Source organism: Segeticoccus rhizosphaerae, assembly GCF_005222685.1.
In the GTDB taxonomy this organism is placed as follows: Bacteria; Actinomycetota; Actinomycetes; order Actinomycetales; family Dermatophilaceae; genus Segeticoccus; species Segeticoccus rhizosphaerae.
Window position 1 is genome coordinate 170,821 of record NZ_SWMA01000005.1, and the last position, 17,160, is coordinate 187,980.

The 17,160-nt window shown below is 71.4% G+C and carries 16 protein-coding genes; 10 read left to right on the forward strand and 6 right to left on the reverse strand.

The window, feature by feature from the left end; translation table 11 throughout:
- Positions 1-59: 59 nt before the first annotated feature.
- The 4 genes from FCN22_RS06225 (at position 60) to FCN22_RS06240 (ending at position 6,014) form a co-directional block, all read left to right on the forward strand.
- Entirely contained in the window at positions 60-773 is a 714-nt protein-coding gene (locus FCN22_RS06225) for a response regulator transcription factor (protein ID WP_137120670.1), read from the forward strand.
- A gap of 7 nt (positions 774-780) precedes the next feature.
- Positions 781-2,262, forward strand: coding sequence for a sensor histidine kinase (locus FCN22_RS06230; protein WP_137120671.1), 1,482 nt, complete (start codon positions 781-783; stop codon positions 2,260-2,262).
- Between the two features lie 81 nt (positions 2,263-2,343).
- Positions 2,344-3,765, forward strand: coding sequence for a S1C family serine protease (locus FCN22_RS06235; protein WP_137120672.1), 1,422 nt, complete (start codon positions 2,344-2,346; stop codon positions 3,763-3,765).
- 176 nt (positions 3,766-3,941) lie between these two features.
- Positions 3,942-6,014 (forward strand): HelD family protein, encoded by a 2,073-nt coding sequence (locus tag FCN22_RS06240; RefSeq protein WP_238384551.1) that lies wholly within the window; start codon positions 3,942-3,944, stop codon positions 6,012-6,014.
- 47 nt (positions 6,015-6,061) lie between these two features.
- Here FCN22_RS06240 and FCN22_RS06245 read toward each other — a convergent pair whose 3' ends face one another.
- From FCN22_RS06245 to FCN22_RS06255, 3 genes are all read right to left on the reverse strand, one after another.
- Complete coding sequence (locus tag FCN22_RS06245) at positions 6,062-7,264, reverse strand: hypothetical protein (RefSeq protein ID WP_137120673.1); 1,203 nt, start codon at positions 7,262-7,264, stop codon at positions 6,062-6,064.
- Between the two features lie 135 nt (positions 7,265-7,399).
- Positions 7,400-7,831 carry a hypothetical protein gene (locus FCN22_RS06250; RefSeq protein ID WP_162308143.1) on the reverse strand — a complete coding sequence of 144 codons (432 nt, stop codon included), beginning with the start codon at positions 7,829-7,831 and terminating at the stop codon, positions 7,400-7,402.
- Entirely contained in the window at positions 7,804-8,061 is a 258-nt protein-coding gene (locus tag FCN22_RS06255) for an ATP-binding protein (protein ID WP_162308144.1), read from the reverse strand. Before FCN22_RS06255 ends, FCN22_RS06250 begins: the two co-directional genes overlap by 28 nt.
- A 100-nt stretch (positions 8,062-8,161) precedes the next feature.
- Between FCN22_RS06255 and FCN22_RS06260 the strand changes: the two genes are divergently transcribed.
- Entirely contained in the window at positions 8,162-8,836 is a 675-nt protein-coding gene (locus tag FCN22_RS06260) for an HD domain-containing protein (RefSeq protein WP_137120675.1), read from the forward strand.
- A 98-nt stretch (positions 8,837-8,934) separates the two neighbouring features.
- Entirely contained in the window at positions 8,935-10,902 is a 1,968-nt protein-coding gene (locus tag FCN22_RS06265) for an acyl-CoA dehydrogenase family protein (protein ID WP_137120676.1), read from the forward strand.
- Positions 10,903-10,985: 83 nt separating this feature from the next.
- Here FCN22_RS06265 and FCN22_RS06270 read toward each other — a convergent pair whose 3' ends face one another.
- Positions 10,986-11,855, reverse strand: a complete 870-nt coding sequence (locus FCN22_RS06270) for an SDR family oxidoreductase (protein WP_162308145.1) — start codon at positions 11,853-11,855, stop codon at positions 10,986-10,988.
- Complete coding sequence (locus FCN22_RS06275; protein ID WP_137120678.1) at positions 11,852-12,268, reverse strand: nuclear transport factor 2 family protein; 417 nt, start codon at positions 12,266-12,268, stop codon at positions 11,852-11,854. The genes FCN22_RS06270 and FCN22_RS06275 overlap by 4 nt, the downstream gene beginning before the upstream one ends.
- Before the next feature lie 52 nt (positions 12,269-12,320).
- On the opposite strand from FCN22_RS06275, the gene FCN22_RS06280 reads away from it, so the two are divergent.
- The 4 genes from FCN22_RS06280 to FCN22_RS06295 all read left to right on the forward strand — a co-directional run bounded on the left by FCN22_RS06280 (position 12,321) and on the right by FCN22_RS06295 (position 16,115).
- A complete protein-coding gene (locus tag FCN22_RS06280; RefSeq protein WP_137120679.1) occupies positions 12,321-12,998 on the forward strand; it encodes a TetR/AcrR family transcriptional regulator in 678 nt (225 codons plus the stop codon).
- Positions 12,999-13,046: 48 nt separating this feature from the next.
- Positions 13,047-14,231, forward strand: coding sequence for an amidohydrolase family protein (locus FCN22_RS06285; protein ID WP_137120680.1), 1,185 nt, complete (start codon positions 13,047-13,049; stop codon positions 14,229-14,231).
- A gap of 13 nt (positions 14,232-14,244) precedes the next feature.
- Positions 14,245-14,880, forward strand: a complete 636-nt coding sequence (locus FCN22_RS06290) for a dihydrofolate reductase family protein (RefSeq protein WP_137120681.1) — start codon at positions 14,245-14,247, stop codon at positions 14,878-14,880.
- 122 nt (positions 14,881-15,002) lie between these two features.
- On the forward strand, positions 15,003-16,115 hold the full coding sequence (locus tag FCN22_RS06295; protein ID WP_137120682.1) for a trans-sulfuration enzyme family protein: 1,113 nt from the start codon (positions 15,003-15,005) through the stop codon (positions 16,113-16,115).
- 66 nt (positions 16,116-16,181) lie between these two features.
- Here FCN22_RS06295 and FCN22_RS06300 read toward each other — a convergent pair whose 3' ends face one another.
- Positions 16,182-17,120 (reverse strand): AraC family transcriptional regulator, encoded by a 939-nt coding sequence (locus FCN22_RS06300; protein ID WP_137120683.1) that lies wholly within the window; start codon positions 17,118-17,120, stop codon positions 16,182-16,184.
- Positions 17,121-17,160 lie beyond the last annotated feature (40 nt).

Consider the following 17,160-nt stretch of genomic DNA (forward strand, 5'->3'; position numbering starts at 1 on the left):
CTCGCGGCGCCCAGACGGCATACAGGAAACTCCCAGACTCCGGCGGGACACTGGACGGCGTGACTACGCAGACACCAGAAGCACGGCTGCTCGTCGTCGAGGACGAACCCAACATCCGCGAGCTGCTCGCCACGAGCCTGCGGTTCGCCGGTTTCGAGGTCGAGGTGGCGGCCGACGGCAACAGCGCGCTGACGCGCGCCGCCGAGCTGCAGCCAGACCTGGTCGTGCTGGACGTGATGCTGCCCGACATGGACGGTTTCACCGTGACCCGCCGGCTGCGCGAGCGTGGACGCGCGCTCCCCATCGTGTTCGTCACCGCCCGGGACAGCATCGACGACAAGATCAAGGGACTCACGGTCGGCGGCGACGACTACGTCACCAAGCCGTTCAGTCTCGAAGAGGTCGTCGCCCGGATCCGGGCGGTGCTGCGCCGCACCCGCCAGGAGGAGCCGGAAGGCGGCGACGCGACCCTCCGATTCGCCGACCTCGAGCTCGACGAGGACTCCCACGAGGTGCGGCGCGGCGGCCGGGTCGTCGAGATGTCGCCGACCGAGTTCAAGTTGTTGCGCTACCTGATGCTCAACCCCAACCGGGTCCTGTCCAAGACCCAGATCCTGGACCACGTCTGGGACTACGACTTCCGCGGCGAGTCGGGCATCGTCGAGTCCTACATCTCCTACCTGCGGCGCAAGCTCGACGTCGACGGACCGTCGCTGATCCAGACCCGGCGCGGGGTCGGCTACGTGCTGCGGCTGCCGCCGGAAGCGCCCTGAGCGGCCGATGAACCTTCCCCCGGCGCCCCAGGCGCACGAGCGCCTGCGGGCGATGCCCCTGCGCTGGCGGCTCATCGCGGTGGTCGTCGTGCTCATGCTCGCCGCCATCGTCCTCACCAGCGGCGCCACGACCGCCCTGCTGCGTGGCTACCTGATGGACCGCACCGACAAGGAGCTGCGGCAGGCCGCGGTCCCCGTCGCCTCGGCCGCCTTCGCGCAGGTCCTCAACCAGCGCTCCGACCTGGACCCGTTCGCCCCTCCCAATACCTACGCCGTGCGGATCATGCCGACCGGGTCGGGCAAGCCGATCGACCTGACCACGCCCACCAGCGACCAGGATCACCCCAAGATCCCGGACCTGTCCCTCGCGGACTCGCGGGTGCGCAGCGGTCAGCCGTTCACCGTCGGCTCCGTCGACGGCGACGGACGCTGGCGGGTGGTCGCCGGCGCCACCCGTGACGGGACCGCAACGTTCGCGGTGGCGGTCTCCCTCGCCACGGTGGACAGCACGGTGCACCGACTGCGCGTCCTCACCACCATCATCGGGTTGGTCGTCACGGCGGCCTGCGCCGTGATCGGCTGGTTCGCGGTGCGCCGCGCCTTCCGGCCGCTGCGCGAGATCGAGGACACGGCAGCGGCCATCGCCGGTGGTGACCTCACCCGCCGCATCCCCCAGCGCACCGCGCCCGACGAGGTCACCAGCCTGGCCGACTCGCTCAACGCGATGCTCGCGCAGATCGAGCAGTCCTTCGCCGTGCGGGAGGCATCCGAGGACCGGATGCGCCGGTTCGTCGGTGATGCGTCACACGAGCTGCGCACTCCACTCGCCACGGTGAGGGGGTATGCCGAGCTGTTCCGTCAGGGGGCAGTGCGCGAGCCGGAGGAGGTCGCCGGGGCGATGCGCCGGATCGAGGACGAGGCGAGCCGGATGGGTGGGCTCGTCGAGGACCTGCTGCTCCTCACCCGGCTGGACACGCCCAGGTCGGTCGAGCTCGGCACGGTGGACCTCACCGTGCTCGCGGCGGATGCCGCGCAGGACGCCAAGGCGCTCGACCCCGGTCGCTCGATCCGGTTGCTCCCGATCGGCGCCCTGGTCGAGCCGACGCTGGTCGCCGGCGACGAGGAACGGCTGCGGCAGGTGGTGGCCAACCTCGTGGCCAACGCCATCAACCACACCCCGGCCGGCTCTCCCATCGAGCTGGCTGTGGGGCGCCGCGACTCGCGGGCGGTGCTCGAGGTCCGCGACCACGGCAGCGGGGTCGCCCCCGAGGACGCGGCACGGGTCTTCGAGCGCTTCTACCGTGCCGACCCGGCACGCACCCGCGGGCACGGCGGCGGCAACGGCCTCGGCCTGGCCATCGTCGCGGCGATCGTGGGCAGCCACCACGGCCGCGTCGGTCTGGCCCCCACGCCAGGCGCCGGAGCGACCTTCGTGGTCGAGCTGCCCACAGCCAGTTCACAGGATGCGCCCAGCCCGTCTGGAGATTGACCGGGTTCACTGGGTACAGAACGCATCGAGCGGACAGAGCGGATCCGGGCACCAGGGCGGATCCCGGAGAAGGAGAGCACCATGGGCACCACCAACCAGCCCCAGCAGCCGGGTGAGGGCACCGGCGGCGGTCACCGGCCGACCGAGCCGATCCCCGGGCCGCAGTGGTATGGCGCTCCCCGGCCCGGAGAGCCGCAAGACCCGCGTCGTGGCGCCTTCGGCGCACCGAACGCCGGAGCTGGGAGGCCTCGCCCCTATGACGGGGGGCCGCAAGGACCCTACGGCTTCCCGGGCCAGGGCCAGCCCGGCCCGCAGATCGGGCAGGGCGGGCAGGGCGGGCACGGAGCAGCTCCGGGCGGCACGGCCGGCACGACCACCGGGAAGAAGCCCCGCAGGCGCTACGAGCTCCCGGCAGTGGCGCTGCTCGCGGCCCTGCTGGCGAGCGGAGCGACCTACGGCGTCGGGCAGCTCGGCGACGACGGCGCCACGGCCGCGGGCGCCGGCACGACCAGCAGCGCGGTGAGCGCGCCGGTGATCCAGGCGACCGGGTCGTCCCCCGACTGGACCGCCACGGCCAAGGCGGTCTCGCCCAGTGTCGTGGCCATCAAGGTCACCAACGGTCAGTCCGGGGGTCAAGGCTCCGGTGTCATCATCGACACGAACGGCCACGTGGTGACGAACAACCACGTGGCCACCGCCGGCGGCTCGGACGCCAGGATCACGGTGACCCTCAACGACAACCGCACCTACCGGGCGACCGTGGTCGGCACCGATCCCTCGACCGACCTCGCGGTCCTGCGGATCACGGACCCCCCCAGTGGTCTCTCGCCCATCAGCCTGGGCAACTCGAGCAAGCTGTCGGTCGGTGAGCCCGTCATGGCGGTGGGCAACCCGCTGGGCCTGGCCGGCACCGTCACGACGGGTATCGTCAGCGCTCTCGACCGTCCCGTGACCACCCAGGGTGACTCCTCGCCCCTCGGCCAGAGCAGCCAGCCCGTGGTCACCAACGCCATCCAGACCAGCGCCGCCATCAACCCGGGCAACAGCGGTGGCGCGCTCGTCGACGAGTCAGGTCAGCTGATCGGGATCAACTCCTCGATCGCCACGCTCGGCTCCGGCATCGGCGGCGGCCAGAGCGGCAACATCGGCATCGGCTTCGCCATCCCGGTCAACGAGGTCCGTTCGATCGCCGACCAGCTGATCACCAACGGCAAGGCCGAGCACGCCTACCTCGGCGTGGCTGGTCAGGACACGACGGTGCAACTCGGCTCGGCCAGGCGGAGCGCTTCGGAGATCAGGGTCCTGGCCGACACCCCTGCCGCAAAGGCCGGACTGAAGACCGGCGACGCAGTGATCTCCATCGACGGTGACTCCGTCGACTCCTGGCTCTCCCTCGTCGCCCAGGTCCACGAGCGTGCCCCCGGCGACAAGGCAACGGTCACGGTCGTGCGGGACGGCGAACGCAAGGACGTCTCGGTCACCTTCGGCACCAGCAACAAGTAGGCCCACGAACTCCCCGGGCAACCGCGATCAGGACGCGGTCGCCCGGGGACACGCCTGTCCCCGCCCGTGTAGCATGACGCTCCCCCCACCCGACTCGTCGCCCGCCCGGTTCCCCGGGTGGGCTCGGCCTGCGTGGCGTGGGGCGACCCGCCACGACTCGAGGAAGGCTGGTGCCCGTGTCCGACGAGCCCACCGAGCTTGCCGACGAACGCGTCTACCTGGCAGGCGCCCGTGCCGCGCTGGCAAGGATGCGCCAGCAGACCCTGGCGACCGAGGCGCGGGGCGGTGACGCCATCGCCGCGGAGTACCTGGCCGCGACCCTCCATCGACGCGCCGAGTCGCTGCGCGACGACCCGACCGGGACGCTCTTCTTCGGCCGGATCGACCAGAGCGACCCGCAGGCCGGGGCCGAGCGTTGGTACATCGGCCGTCGCCACGTCGCCGACCAGCACGGTGACCCCCTGGTCGTCGACTGGCGGGCTGACGTGTCGACCGCCTTCTACCGGGCCTCGCGTGCCGAGCCGATGGGGGTCACGCTGCGCCGCCGGTTCGGCGTCGACCGGGGCGAGCTCACGGCATACGAGGACGAGCACCTGAGTGACCCCGCAGAGGTGACCGGCGACAGCCGGATCGTGGCCAGCGAGATCGAGCGTCCCCGGGTCGGGCCGATGCGAGACATCGTCGCGACGATCCAACCGGAGCAGGACGAGATCGTCCGGGCCGACGTCGCGACCACCGTCTGCGTCCAGGGCGCACCCGGCACCGGCAAGACCGCCGTGGGCCTGCACCGCGCCGCGTGGCTGCTCTACGCCTTCCGTGACCGGCTCTCGCGCACCGGCGTGCTGGTCATCGGTCCCAACCGGGCCTTCCTCGACCACATCGGCGCGGTGCTCCCCGCTCTGGGCGAGGTCCGCGTCACCCACACCACGATCGAGGAGCTGCTCGAGTCGGTGCGGGTGCGAGCCGTCGACGACTCCGATGTCGCTGTGCTCAAAGGAGACCCGCGCCTCGCCGAAGTGCTGCGCCGAGCCGTCTGGTCCCGCGTGCGCGAGCCCACCGAGGCACTGGTCGTCCCCCGGGGGTCGCGCAAGTGGCGGGTGCCCGCCCACGAGGTCCGCGACATCGTCGCCGAGCTGCGGACGCGCGGCATCCGGTATGACGCGGCGCGCCAGATGCTCGCCCGCAGGCTCGCGCACGCCGTGCTGCTGCAGATGGAGCGGTCCGGCGACTCACCGGACGACCGGGTGCAGGACGCCGTGGCACGGTCCACTCCCGTCACGAGGTATGCCAAATCCCTGTGGCCCCAGCTCGATCCACGCCACGTGCTCTTCGACCTGCTGAGCGACCCGGTCGAGCTCGCCCGTCACGCCGACGGGCTGCTGGACCCGCGGGAGCGGGAGCTGCTGCTGTGGACCCAGCCGCCGCGGACGCGCGGCGCCGCCCGCTGGACGAGCGCCGACACGGTGCTGCTCGACGAGATCGCCGCGCTGCTCAACCGTCCGACCAGCCTCGGCCACGTGGTCCTGGACGAAGCCCAGGACCTCTCCCCCATGCAGCTGCGGGCCGTCGGCCGCCGGTGCGCGACGGGCTCCGCCACCGTCCTCGGAGACATCGGGCAGGGGACCACTCCGTGGGCCACCGACTCGTGGGCCGAGTCCATGACCCACCTGGGCAAGCCGGAAGGTCACCTGGAGGTGCTCGACCGCGGGTTCCGAGTGCCCGCAGCGGTGATCGAGTACGCCGCGCGCCTGCTGCCGCGGATGGCGCCCGGTCTCGGCGCCCCCGTCTCGGTGCGGGAGAACCCCGGCAGGCTCGAGGTGCGCGCCGTGGGCGAGGAGCGCCTCCTCGAGAGCCTCGTCGAGGTCGTCCGGAAGGCGTGTGGGGAACCCGGATCGGTCGGTGTCATCCTGGCCGACGACCAGGTGCCGAAGGCCTCGACCGCCTTGACCGCGGCCGGCCTGGCTCACCTGGTGCTCGGGCTCGACCACGGCGACACGTCAGAGCATCCCCACCAGGTGCTGGTCGTCCCCGCGCGCGTGGCCAAGGGTCTCGAGTTCGACCGGGTGGTGGTCCTGGAGCCGGCCGCGATCGCCGAGGCGGAGCCGGACGAGCGCACCGGCCTGCGCCGCCTCTACGTCATCCTCACCCGCGCCGTGACCGAGCTGACCGTCCTGCACACCCGCGAGCTGCCCGCCGAGCTCGCGGACTCTCCCGACGCCAGCACCGCCCCGACCCACGCGACTGCGTGAATCGGGGCGGTGGGCTGGTGCAACTGGTCAGCTCAGCTGCTCACCGGTCATGGCGCGTCGGGAGCGACGAACTCGGGAAGCATCTTCTCGAACTTCGCCGCCAGCGTGAGGGACGGCATGATCTGTCCCTGCTTCTGCTGTGACGCCGCCACGTCGGCGCCCCAGGTCGACGCCTTGAGGCGCTGGTTGGGCGTGCCGTGGTGCCCGGGGCTGGTGAAGGAGCAGTCGCCGACGGTGTAGAAGCTCCGCTCGGCATCGAGCAGTCGCTTGGCGTTGATCGCCTCCCCGCGCTTGTGGACCAGCGAGAAGGTGCCGAACGCGTCGGCCATGAGCTCGGTGCGGCGCGTCGCCTCGGGACCGGACAGCGGGCTGTCGAAGAGGTCGTCCTCGAACTGGACGTGGTGGCCGAACTCGTGGGCGAGGATCGCCTTGGGCGCCGTGCCGCCGATGCCCGCGTAGGCCATCGCCTCCAGGATGCCGTCGCCCATGACGATCTTGTCCGGCACCGCCGCGACCACCGGGTCCGGGTCTCCCTCTGCGGTGAACGCGAACGCGTTGGCGGTGAGCAGGGGGTTGCCGTCGAACCCGGCGTTGTAGACGAGAGCGGTGATCAACTGCGCCAGCTCAGCCGCTTGCTCGTCCGTGACGCCGTACAGCAGCTTGGTGATGCGGGTGACCTTGTCGGGGTGGGAGAAGAAGTCGTCGTGCATCGCGACGAGCTGGATGTCGTCGGTCTTGACGTCCCAGAAACCCTTGAGGACGCGCATCTCGTGCGTGAGCGGGATGGTCTGGCTGCCGTCCGCCCCGAAATACTGTGGCGTGGCGTCGGTCTCGAAGAACAGCGCATCAAGGGTCGGCATATCCAGGGCGCCCACCCGGCTCAGGACGGCAAGGGCGAGCGGGTCAACGCCCTCCAGCTGCTGATCCACCCAGGTGTCGAGGACCGTGGGGCCGCACTGGTAGTCGCCGGGGTTGATCGCCCGATCGCGCAACGCCCACTGGTCGGCGGGCAGCTGAGCGCGAGCCGCGGCGACCCCATCCTCCCAGCCCGCAGGCAGCGCGGCCAGGACCGCATCGATGTCGGTCTGGACCCGCGGATCCGACGACCGTTGTGCGACAGGGCTGCTCGCGGCGGTCTGGGTCTGCGATCCGAACGTCGTCGGCGCAGCAGCAAGCGCCGGAGCGCTCATCGCCACCGAGCACGCGAGTGCCGTGGCCATCCCGGCCGTCCAGACAAGTGACCTCTTCATCCGATCCAAACCTCTCAGCGAACAGGGTCGACCCAGGAATTCCGGCGCAGGAATGCCCGGAGAAGATCGACGATGTGTGCCTGAGTATGTCGCGCGACGCCGCGGCGCGGCCAGTGCACCGATGTCTCGTTATCATCACGAGTCGAGCGCATCCGCCAGCGCCTCGCGCTGCTCGACACCCGTCTTGGTGAAGGCGTTGTAGAGGTGGGAGCGGGCCGAGGCGGTCCGCTTCCCCGCTTCTGCGCGCAGCCGTGCCGCCCCTGCCGCGGACTCCGCTGCGTTGAGCCACAGCCCGAGCTCGTCGAACCGCCCGGTGACGTCCTCGAGACGAGCGCTGTCGGTCTCGGCCAGGGCGCGGACGTGGTCGGCCATGAGGCCCAGCAGGCCACTCTCCGCGCCACCGGCCATTGCCGTGAGGTCGTCAAGCACGCACCTGGGGGATGCCCCGAGGCGCACGGCCAGATGAAGCAACCGGGCGCGTGCGGTCACGATGCCGTCGAGACGCGTCGCGCCCTCGAGCGCCGTGCGGGTCGCACCGGTCACCTTGCCCGCGGCCATCTGCAGCATGTTGCCGACCGGGTCGCGATGGCCATGACGGTCGGCACCCCGAGCTGCTCCGCCGACCGGCGGACCTCCCGCAACAGACGGGTCTTGCCGACGCCGGCCGGGGCGACGACCACTGCTCCTGCGGGTGCTTCGGGGGCGGCCATGCCTGCCTCGACGATCCGGACCAGCTCCGCCAGCTCCTCGGCGCGTCCCACCAGCGGCCAGTCCCCTTGCAGGTTGAACGACCCCATGCGCGTGGCACCCGAGTCAGCGGCGATACCCCTGAACTGCAGTATGTCAGCCGCGCAGCGAACCACTCGGTTGCTCGCGTCGCCCTGAGACACTGGCGGCATGCCCGCCCTCATCACCTGGTGGACGCTCGACGTGCGAGCGCTGCACCGGGAGGCCCACGACGACACGGTCGCTGCCGTGGGCGCGGGTCTGCTGCGACGGTGGTCTGAGTCGCACCGCCACTACCACACCACCACCCACCTGGTGGAGATGTTCTGGGCGCTCGATGAACTGCTGGAGGCCGGCGAGCTCACCGAGCGCGAGGGTGCGGTGGCCCGAGTTGCCGCATGGTTCCACGACGCTCGCTACGAGCCTCGCGCCAGGAGCGGGAGCAACGAGGCCGAGAGCGCCGACCTGGCCGTGCGAGGGCTCACCTCGCTCGGCGTCCCGGCCGAGGTCCGGGATGACGTGGAGCGGTTGGTTCGCCTCACCGACGGGCACGACCGGCCGTCGGACGACGGGCTCGCCGCGTGCTTCCACGACGCCGACCTGTGGATCCTGTCGGCGCCGTCGGACCGGTTCGACAGGTACTGCGAGCAGGTCCGGCAGGAGTACGACTTCGTCGACGACACGGCATACGCGAAGGGGCGCAGTGAGGTCCTGCTGCCCTTCGAGCGGCGCGATCGGCTCTACCGCACCGCCCACGCCCGGCAGCAATGGGAGGACGCCGCCCGCCTGAACCTCGGGCGCGAGCTGACCCGGCTGCGCGGCGACGGCAACCACACGGGGGGATGAGCCCGCTTCTCCTTCGACCAGACCGATATCAACTCGTCACCTGCAAAACTCCTACCAATGGGTAACACTGGTGGGTAGGCGAGTGGAAGGTGATCGGCATGGCGATCGACACGACCGGAACCCAGACCCCGACCGGCGCTCCGGCACCGGGCGGCGCGCACGTCGACGAGCGCGAGGCGCGGCAGGTCGCCGAGGCGGCGCGTGAGTCACGGTGGACGCGACCCAGCTTTGCCAAGGAGCTCTACCTCGGGCGGTTCGACTTCGACCAGATCCACCCCTACCCGCGACCGGCGCCCGACGTCGCCGCCACGGGCGAGGAGTTCCTGGCGCGCCTCGGGGAGGCGTGCGAGCAGATGGACGGCAGCCGCATCGAGCGGGACGCCGAGATCCCGGCCGACTACGTCCGCACCCTGATCGCCCTGGGCGCCCTCGGCATGAAGATCCCGGTCGAGTATGGCGGGCTGGGCCTCTCCATGGCCGACTACGCCCGGGCGCTGATGCTCGCCGGGTCGATCCACCCCAGCATCGGCGCGCTGCTGTCGGCGCACCAGTCGATCGGTGTGCCCGAGCCGGTGAAGATGTTCGGCACCGAGGCGCAGAAGCACGAATACCTGCCGCGCTGCGCCGCGGGTGCGGTCAGCGCCTTCCTGCTCACCGAGCCCGACGTGGGCTCCGACCCGGCCCGGCTGGCCTCCAGCGCGGTGCCGACCGATGACGGCGACGCCTACCTGCTGGACGGCGTGAAGCTCTGGACCACCAACGGCGTGGTTGCCGAGCTGCTCGTGGTGATGGCTCGGGTGCCCGCGCGCGCCGACAGCAAGGGTGGCATCACCGCGTTCGTGGTCGAGGCCGACTCCGAGGGCATCACGGTCGAGCACCGCAACGCCTTCATGGGGCTGCGCGGCATCGAGAACGGCGTGACCCGGTTCCACCAGGTTCGGGTGCCGGCAGCCAACCGGCTCGGCCGGGAGGGCGAGGGCCTGAAGATCGCACTGACCACACTCAACACCGGTCGGTTGTCGATCCCGGCGATGAGTGCCGGCGCCGGGAAGTACGCGCTCAAGATCTCCCGCGAGTGGTCCAACGAACGGGTGCAGTGGGGCCGCCCGGTCGGCAAGCACGGGGCCGTCGCCGAGAAGATCTCCTTCATCGCGGCGACCACTTTTGCGCTCGAGGCCGTCGTCGACCTCTCCTCGCAGATGGCCGACGCCGGCGAGCACGACATCCGGCTCGAGGCGGCGCTTGCCAAGCTGTGGGCCAGCGAGATGGGGTGTCGGATCACCGACGAGCTGGTGCAGATTCGGGGCGGCCGTGGCTACGAGACCGCCGAATCACTGCGGGCCAGGGGTGAGCGTGCGGTCCCCGCCGAGCAGCTCCAGCGTGACCTGCGGATCAACCGGATCTTCGAGGGATCCACCGAGATCATGCGCTTGTTCATCGCCCGTGAGGCCGTCGACGCCCACCTCGCGGCAGCCGGCGACCTCGCCTCCCCCGACGCCGACCTGCAGGCCAAGGCCAAGGCGGCCGTCGGGGCCAGCGGCTTCTACGCCAAGTGGCTGCCCCAGCTCGTGGCCGGCAAGGGGCTCAACCCCCGCTCCTACCAGGAGCTCGGCGAGCTGGCGCACCACCTGCGGTTCGTCGAGCGGGCGTCACGCAAGCTGGCGCGGCAGACGTTCTACGGCATGGGCCGGTGGCAGGCCAAGCTGGAGCACCGGCAAGGGTTCCTCGGCCGGATCGTCGACATCGGGGCGGAGTTGTTTGCGATGGCCGCGACCTGCTCCCGGGCCGAGATGATCCGGCAGGAGCAACCGGACCGGGCCGACGCGGCGTACGCCCTGGCCAATGCCTTCTGCGAGCAGTCGAGGCTGCGCGTCGACACCCTCTTCGAGCGGCTGTGGCACAACACCGACGATGTCGACTACCGGCTGGCGCGCAGCGTGCTCGACGGCAACCTCACCTGGCTGGAGGAGGGTGTCATCGACCAGTCCGAGGGCACCGGGCCGTGGATCGCGCACTGGTCACCCGGGCCCTCCCAGCTGGAGAACCAGGCCCGCCGCTTCCGCTGAGAGGCGGCGTGCACGTGGAGCGCATGATCAGCGCACGCCGTCTCCCGAAGCGACTACCGAGGTCAGGCTGATCTGGGGAGACCTCAAGGCTCGTGGCCCTCAGAGCGAACGGCAGCGCGGCCGAGCAGTTCGGCGAGAGGGGTGCTTGGGAGGCCGGGCACCCGGGTGCGCGTGTCGTCGTGGACTGGCGACGGCTGGTCCATGGCCAACGCGGCCTCGGCCTGGCGGCCGGAACGACCCGGCAGGCGGGCGGTGACGTGGAGGGCCGCGACCGGCAGGTGGCGTGGGGAGCCGGGCCAGCCGCGAGATGCCATGAGACGCCGGGCGAGTTCGGTGACACTGATCCGCTCTGGCCCGGACAGGGTGTAGGTGGTCCCGCGTAGCGATGCCTGCTCGACGACCCGAGTCACCAGGGCCGCGACGTCGCCCACCGCGACCCAGCCCGTCGGGGTGTCTCCGCGCCCGAACACCAGTGGCCGGCGCGAGCGTCGCGCCGTCGTGGCGAGCAGGTCGATCCACAGGTCGGCGAACGCTTCGGGGCGGATGATCGTGCCCCGCACGCTGGATCGGCCGAGGGCCTGCTCGGCCTCGAACTTGGCGCGAAACAGTCCCATCGCGCTGTCGGGCGCGGCCCCTGCCACCGAGACCAGGACCACTTCGGCGCCGACTCCTTCCGCGGCCTGCACCAACAGCTCGTTGCCGGCGGCGTCGACTCGAGCCGGGTCCGTCCGCGGAAACCCGGTGACGGCGGAGACGACCAGATCGACGCCCTCCACCGCCTTCTCGAGAGCCGCCGGATCGGTCACCGACCCGGCCATGACCTCGCTGGGAGCAACCTCCTGCGGCACCGGCCCGGTTCCCCGGCTGAGCACCCGCACCCGGTTGCCCCGGGCCAGGAGGTCAGCGACCACCAGTGAGCCGAGTCGACCGGTGCCCCCCGCCACCAGGATCACGAAGCACCTCCGCCGGAGGCCAGCGAGGCCACGAACCGGTCGGCAGTCGTCTCGTCGGCCACCACCGGCTCCAGGTAGAACCGGCAGGACGTGGCCCGGTCGCCCTCGACGCGGAAGATCATCACTCCCCGCATCAGGTGGCGGCTCCCGTCGCGGCGGGTGCCGCTCATCTCCCACTCGCTCCAGACCTGGTCACCGACCCGGACCTGATCGACCACGGAGGTGACCAGGTCCGGCACTGCGGCCAGGATCCCCGTCCAGTTGCGGCCTACCTGTTCGGCGCCGACGAACCCACGCGCGGGGTGGCACGGTGTCTCGTTGACGTAGCCGGGGGAGAAGCAGCCGACGATCCGCTCCACATCATGCGCGTTGGCGGCCTCCATGACCCGGGTCAGGAACGGTGATCCATCCATGACGACTCCAGCCGTCGACCTTTGGATACAGTGAAGTGCATCCAATAGGAGTGTGAGGCTGTTGCCGCAACCCGTCAAGCCCCGGTCGTATGACGCGAGCGGGCGTCGAGCCGCCGCCCGACAGCGGCGCGAGGACATCCTGACCGCGGCCCGCGACCTGATGCTGCGGCGCGGGTACGCCGCCACCACGGTCGACGCGATCGCGACGGCCGCCGGAGTCTCGTCGGAGACCGTCTACAAGGCCTTCGGCGGAAAACCGGGGATCGCCCGGGCGCTCTACCGCCGGGGCCTCGAAGGGTCTGGCACAGTGCCCGCAGAAGAACGGTCCAACCGCCTGCGTGGTGTCTCCACGGGCCACGAGCTCGTTGCCGGCTGGGCGCAACTGGCGAGCGAGGTCGCGCCCCGAGTGGCACCCCTTGCGGTGCTCCTGCGAGACGCGGCAGCCAGTGACCCCAAGGCGCTTCCGGTCCTGGAGGAGATGGACCAGACCCGGATGGTCCGCATGCGCGACAACGCACGCGCCCTCAGAGCGACCGGAGACGTGCGCCACGGACTCACCTTGCGCGACGTCACCGACGTGCTCTTCACCATCTCCTCAGCCGAGATGTTCGAGCTGCTCGTCATGCGGCGTGGCTGGAACTCCAGCAGGTTCGCCCGTTTCCAACGCGAGACCATGGCGGGCGCGCTCCTCGTCCCTCCGCCGACATCCAGCCCGTCCCGCCACCGGTGAACGGGAAAACCTGATGGCGTCAGTGGCCGTGCCGGGGCACTCTTGAACATGCTCATCATCCGGGCAGGAGTCGTCTTCGACGGCGATGCCCTGCACTCGGACAGCGAGGTCCTGGTCGGCCAGGACGGTCGGGTCCTCGAGGTGCGCCGGGTGCAACCACCGCCGGAGCGGGCCCGGGTCATCGACCACGGTGGTGGCACCACGCTCCTGCCCGGCCTGGTCGACGGCCACCAGCACCTTTCGTGGGGCTGCACGGCCAACCCTGAGGAGGGCCTGCCACGCGAGCCGGGCGGGCAGCGGGAGCTGGCGGTCGCGAACGCGCGACGTGCCCTGGCCGCGGGAGTCACCACCATCCAGGACCTCGGGGACAGTGGTTACGCCGTTGTCGACCTCCGGAACAGCGTGCAGGACGCCTTGAGCCTTCCCCGCCTGCGGGCAAGCGGCCCGCCGATCACCACGCCCGGGGGGCACTGTCACTTCCTGGCCGGCGCACAGACCGAGCCCGGTGAGGTGGCGGCCGCGGTGCGCAGGCGTGCCGAGCGGGGCGTCGATGTGATCAAGGTGATGGTTTCCGGCGGGAACATCACCGCGGGGTCGCTGCCCTGGGAGTCACAGTTCGACGAGGACTCCCTGCGGGCTCTCGTCGACGAGGCGCACGCGGTCGGGCTCCCGGTCGCGGCACACGCCCACGCAGCGTCTGCGCTGCGCGACTGCATCCACGTGGGCGTGGACGCTGTGGAGCACTGCACCTTCATGACGGCCGACGGGGTCGACCACGATCCGGGCCTGGTGGGAGCCCTGGCGACGTCGAGGATCTTCGTGCGGACCACTCCGGGGGCGACCCCTGGCGCTCCAGCGCCGTCGCCGGCGTTGGCGGCCCGGATGCAGCAGATCGTGCAGGGGCTCGGCATGCTTCGTGACCGCGGCGCACGGGTTGTGGTGGCGACCGATGCCGGGGTCAGCCCGGGCAAACCCCACGACGTGATGGCGCACGCCCTGCTCGTGTTCGGTCATGTCACCGGAGACCCCGTCGACACACTCCGGGCTGCGACGTCACGAGCCGCCGATGCCCTGGGGCTGGCCGGTACCTGCGGCTTGTTGGTGCCGGGGCTCGCGGCGGACCTCCTCGTGGTCCGCGGTGAAGCCGCCGTGGACCTGCGCGCGCTGCTGGAGGTCGAAGCCGTCTACCGCGAGGGCAAACTCGTCGCCGGACCCTCCGTCGCGACGCCATGACGAGGAGACGCTGATGTCACGCACACGGATCCACAACCTGTCCATCTCGCTCGACGGTTTCGCCACCGGTGAGCCGCAGTCCGCCGATGCACCCTTCGGGCACGCCGGCCAGAAGCTCCACACCTGGATGTTCGCGACCCGGTTCTGGGACCCGGGCGGAACCGCCGGGGTCGATGACGCCTTCGCTGAGCGCCACGGACCCGGTATCGGCGCCGAGATCATGGGCGCCAACAAGTTCGGCCCACCCGGCTGGTGGGACGACCCCGACTGGAAGGGCTGGTGGGGCCCCAACCCGCCGTTCCACACGCCGACCTTCGTGCTGACTCACCACGTGCGGTCCTCGATCGAGCTGGAGGGCGGCACGACCTTCCACTTCCTGGACGCCGCCCCAGCCGAGGCGCTCGAGACCGCCCGCGCGGCAGCCGACGGCCAGGACGTCCGGATCGGCGGTGGCCCGACCGTTGTCCGCCAGTTCCTCTCCGCCGGGCTCGTCGACCACATGCATCTCGTCCAGGTCCCGATCGTGCTCGGCCGTGGCGTCCGCCTCTGGGACGGCCTGGAAGCACTCGAGAACACGTACCACGTGGAGGCCGTCTCCGCGCCCAGTGGCGTCACCCACCTCACCTTCACCCGGAAGGCCGCGGCCTGAGTAGGGCCGCGTCATCTTCGCGGCTCCGGCCGCCGTGGCAGGGGGGCTGGCCCAGCGCCCCACCGCCTTCAGCATGGCGAGGTTGCCGTCGCCCCGGGGCCCGGTGTCCTACTGTGCGAGGTATGGAGCAACGCGAACACGTGCAGCCGGAAACCTGGGCCGTGATGGCGGGTCGCGGGGTACCGACCGTGGGCGAACCGCTCAACGTCCCTCCGGTGCTGGCCTCCAACTTCACGCTCGGATCCGACCGGTCCTACAGCCGGGACGACGCCACTGCGACGTGGGAAGCCCTTGAGGAGGTGCTGGGCGGGCTGGAGGGCGGTCGCACCGTCGCCTTCGCCTCCGGCATGGCAGCGGCCGCGGCGGTCTTCGACCTCCTCCCCGTAGGAGCGACCGTCGCACTCGGCGACGACTGCTACCAGGGCGTGACCGGCCTGGCCGACGCGGGCGCCGCCCAAGGGCGGTGGCGGGTCGTCCGGGTCGGCGTCGAGGACACCGCGAGGTGGGTCGCGCTCGCCGGCGAGGCGGACCTGCTCTGGGTGGAGTCTCCGTCGAATCCCCTTCTGGCCGTGGCCGATCTGCCTGCGATCTGCGCCGCGGCTCGTTCGACGAAGACGCTCGTCGCGGTCGACAGCACCTTCGCCACTCCCCTACTCCAGCGGCCGCTCGAGCTGGGGGCGGACCTTGTCATGCACTCGGCCACGAAATACCTCGGCGGCCACTCCGACCTGCTGCTCGGGGCCGTGGTCGCGGCCACCGACGAGCACGCCGAGCAGCTGCGGACGCGACGGGAGCTGGCCGGAGCGACCCCCGGTGCCCTCGAGTCCTATCTCGCCGTCCGAGGGGTGCGCACCCTGCCGGTGCGACTTCGCCAGGCCTGCGCGACGGCCGCCGACCTGGCCGACCGCCTCGCCGGCCACCCCGGCGTGGAGGTCGTGCGTTACCCCGGGCGGCCGGATCATCCGACGCACGAGACGGCCCGCAGCTTCATGGACGGGTTCGGTGCAGTCGTGACCTTCGACGTGCGCGGAGGAGCCCAACGTGCCGACGACGTATGCCGATCGGTCCGGGTCATCCACCACGCCACCAGCCTGGGCGGGGTCGAGTCGACCATGGAACGCCGAGCCGCCATCCCCGGCCAGACCCATCTGCCGCCGGGGCTGCTGCGCCTGTCGGTCGGGTGCGAGCACCCGACCGATCTCTGGCGCGACCTCGACCGGGCTCTCACCACCTGACGAGGCTGTCGACGGGAGGGCGCGTCCCGGTCGCGCACTGCCACCAGTCGACCCGGCGTCAGCGCCTCAGCTCGGCACCACTCGCTGGGCTTGGCGCCAGCGCTCCGGAGTGGTGCCGTGGTGCTGGCGGAAGCGCCGCACCAGATAGGTGGCGTCTCGCAAGCCCGTCCGGGAGGCGATGACGCCGAGCGGCAGCTCGGTCTCGCGGAGCAACCGACGGGCCTCGGCCATCCGCCGCTCGGTGATCCACTCCAGCAGGGTGCGCCCGGTGCGCTGCCGGACGACGGTCGTGAGGTGTCCTGGTGTGTATCCGAGGGCGGCGGCGACATCGCGGGCCGAGACGGGCTGCGCATAGGTCGCCTCGATCTGGTCGAAGACCCGCTCCACCAACGGATCCGGCGTGGTCCGCGCCGACGGCACCAACCGCGCGGCCGCAACCAGCAGCCGGCTGAGCAGTGCGGCGACCGCCTCCCCTGCACCCAGACGTTGCGGGTCGGCGAGCTCGCCGGAGAGATCGGTCAGCCATCCCGACCAGGTCGGCCGGTCGGCTTCGGCGACCACGGCCCTCCCGGCGCCGGCCCCGAACAGCGCGAGCAGCGGATGGTGGGAGCGGGCGAGCGGGGACACCGAGGCCAGGGCGGGCACGGCCTCGGGCGCGAACGCGACCGACCAGGCGGTGCAGCCGACGGGCGGGGAGGCGTCGAGATGGCCGATCACCTGGCCCGGAGACAGCGCGTGCACCACCCCGGCACGCAGCTGCCGCGTGACGCCGTCGACCCTGACCTCGGCGCTGCCCTCCTCGACATACACCAGGACCAGGAAGTCGTGGGCGTGCGGCCGGCTGCGCAGCAGGGCGTCACGGTGCCGCCCCACATCGACGTGCACGACAGTCACCGGTGGCCGCCCATCGCCGTGCTCCTGGCCGTAGACCGGCGTCCCGTCCGGCCGCACCCTGCGCAACCGCGAGCGCGAGCCGATGCCCTCGGTGCCCGAAGAACGTGCCATGGCTTTCAACTTTCGTGCCGCCAAAGAACCGCAGGATGTC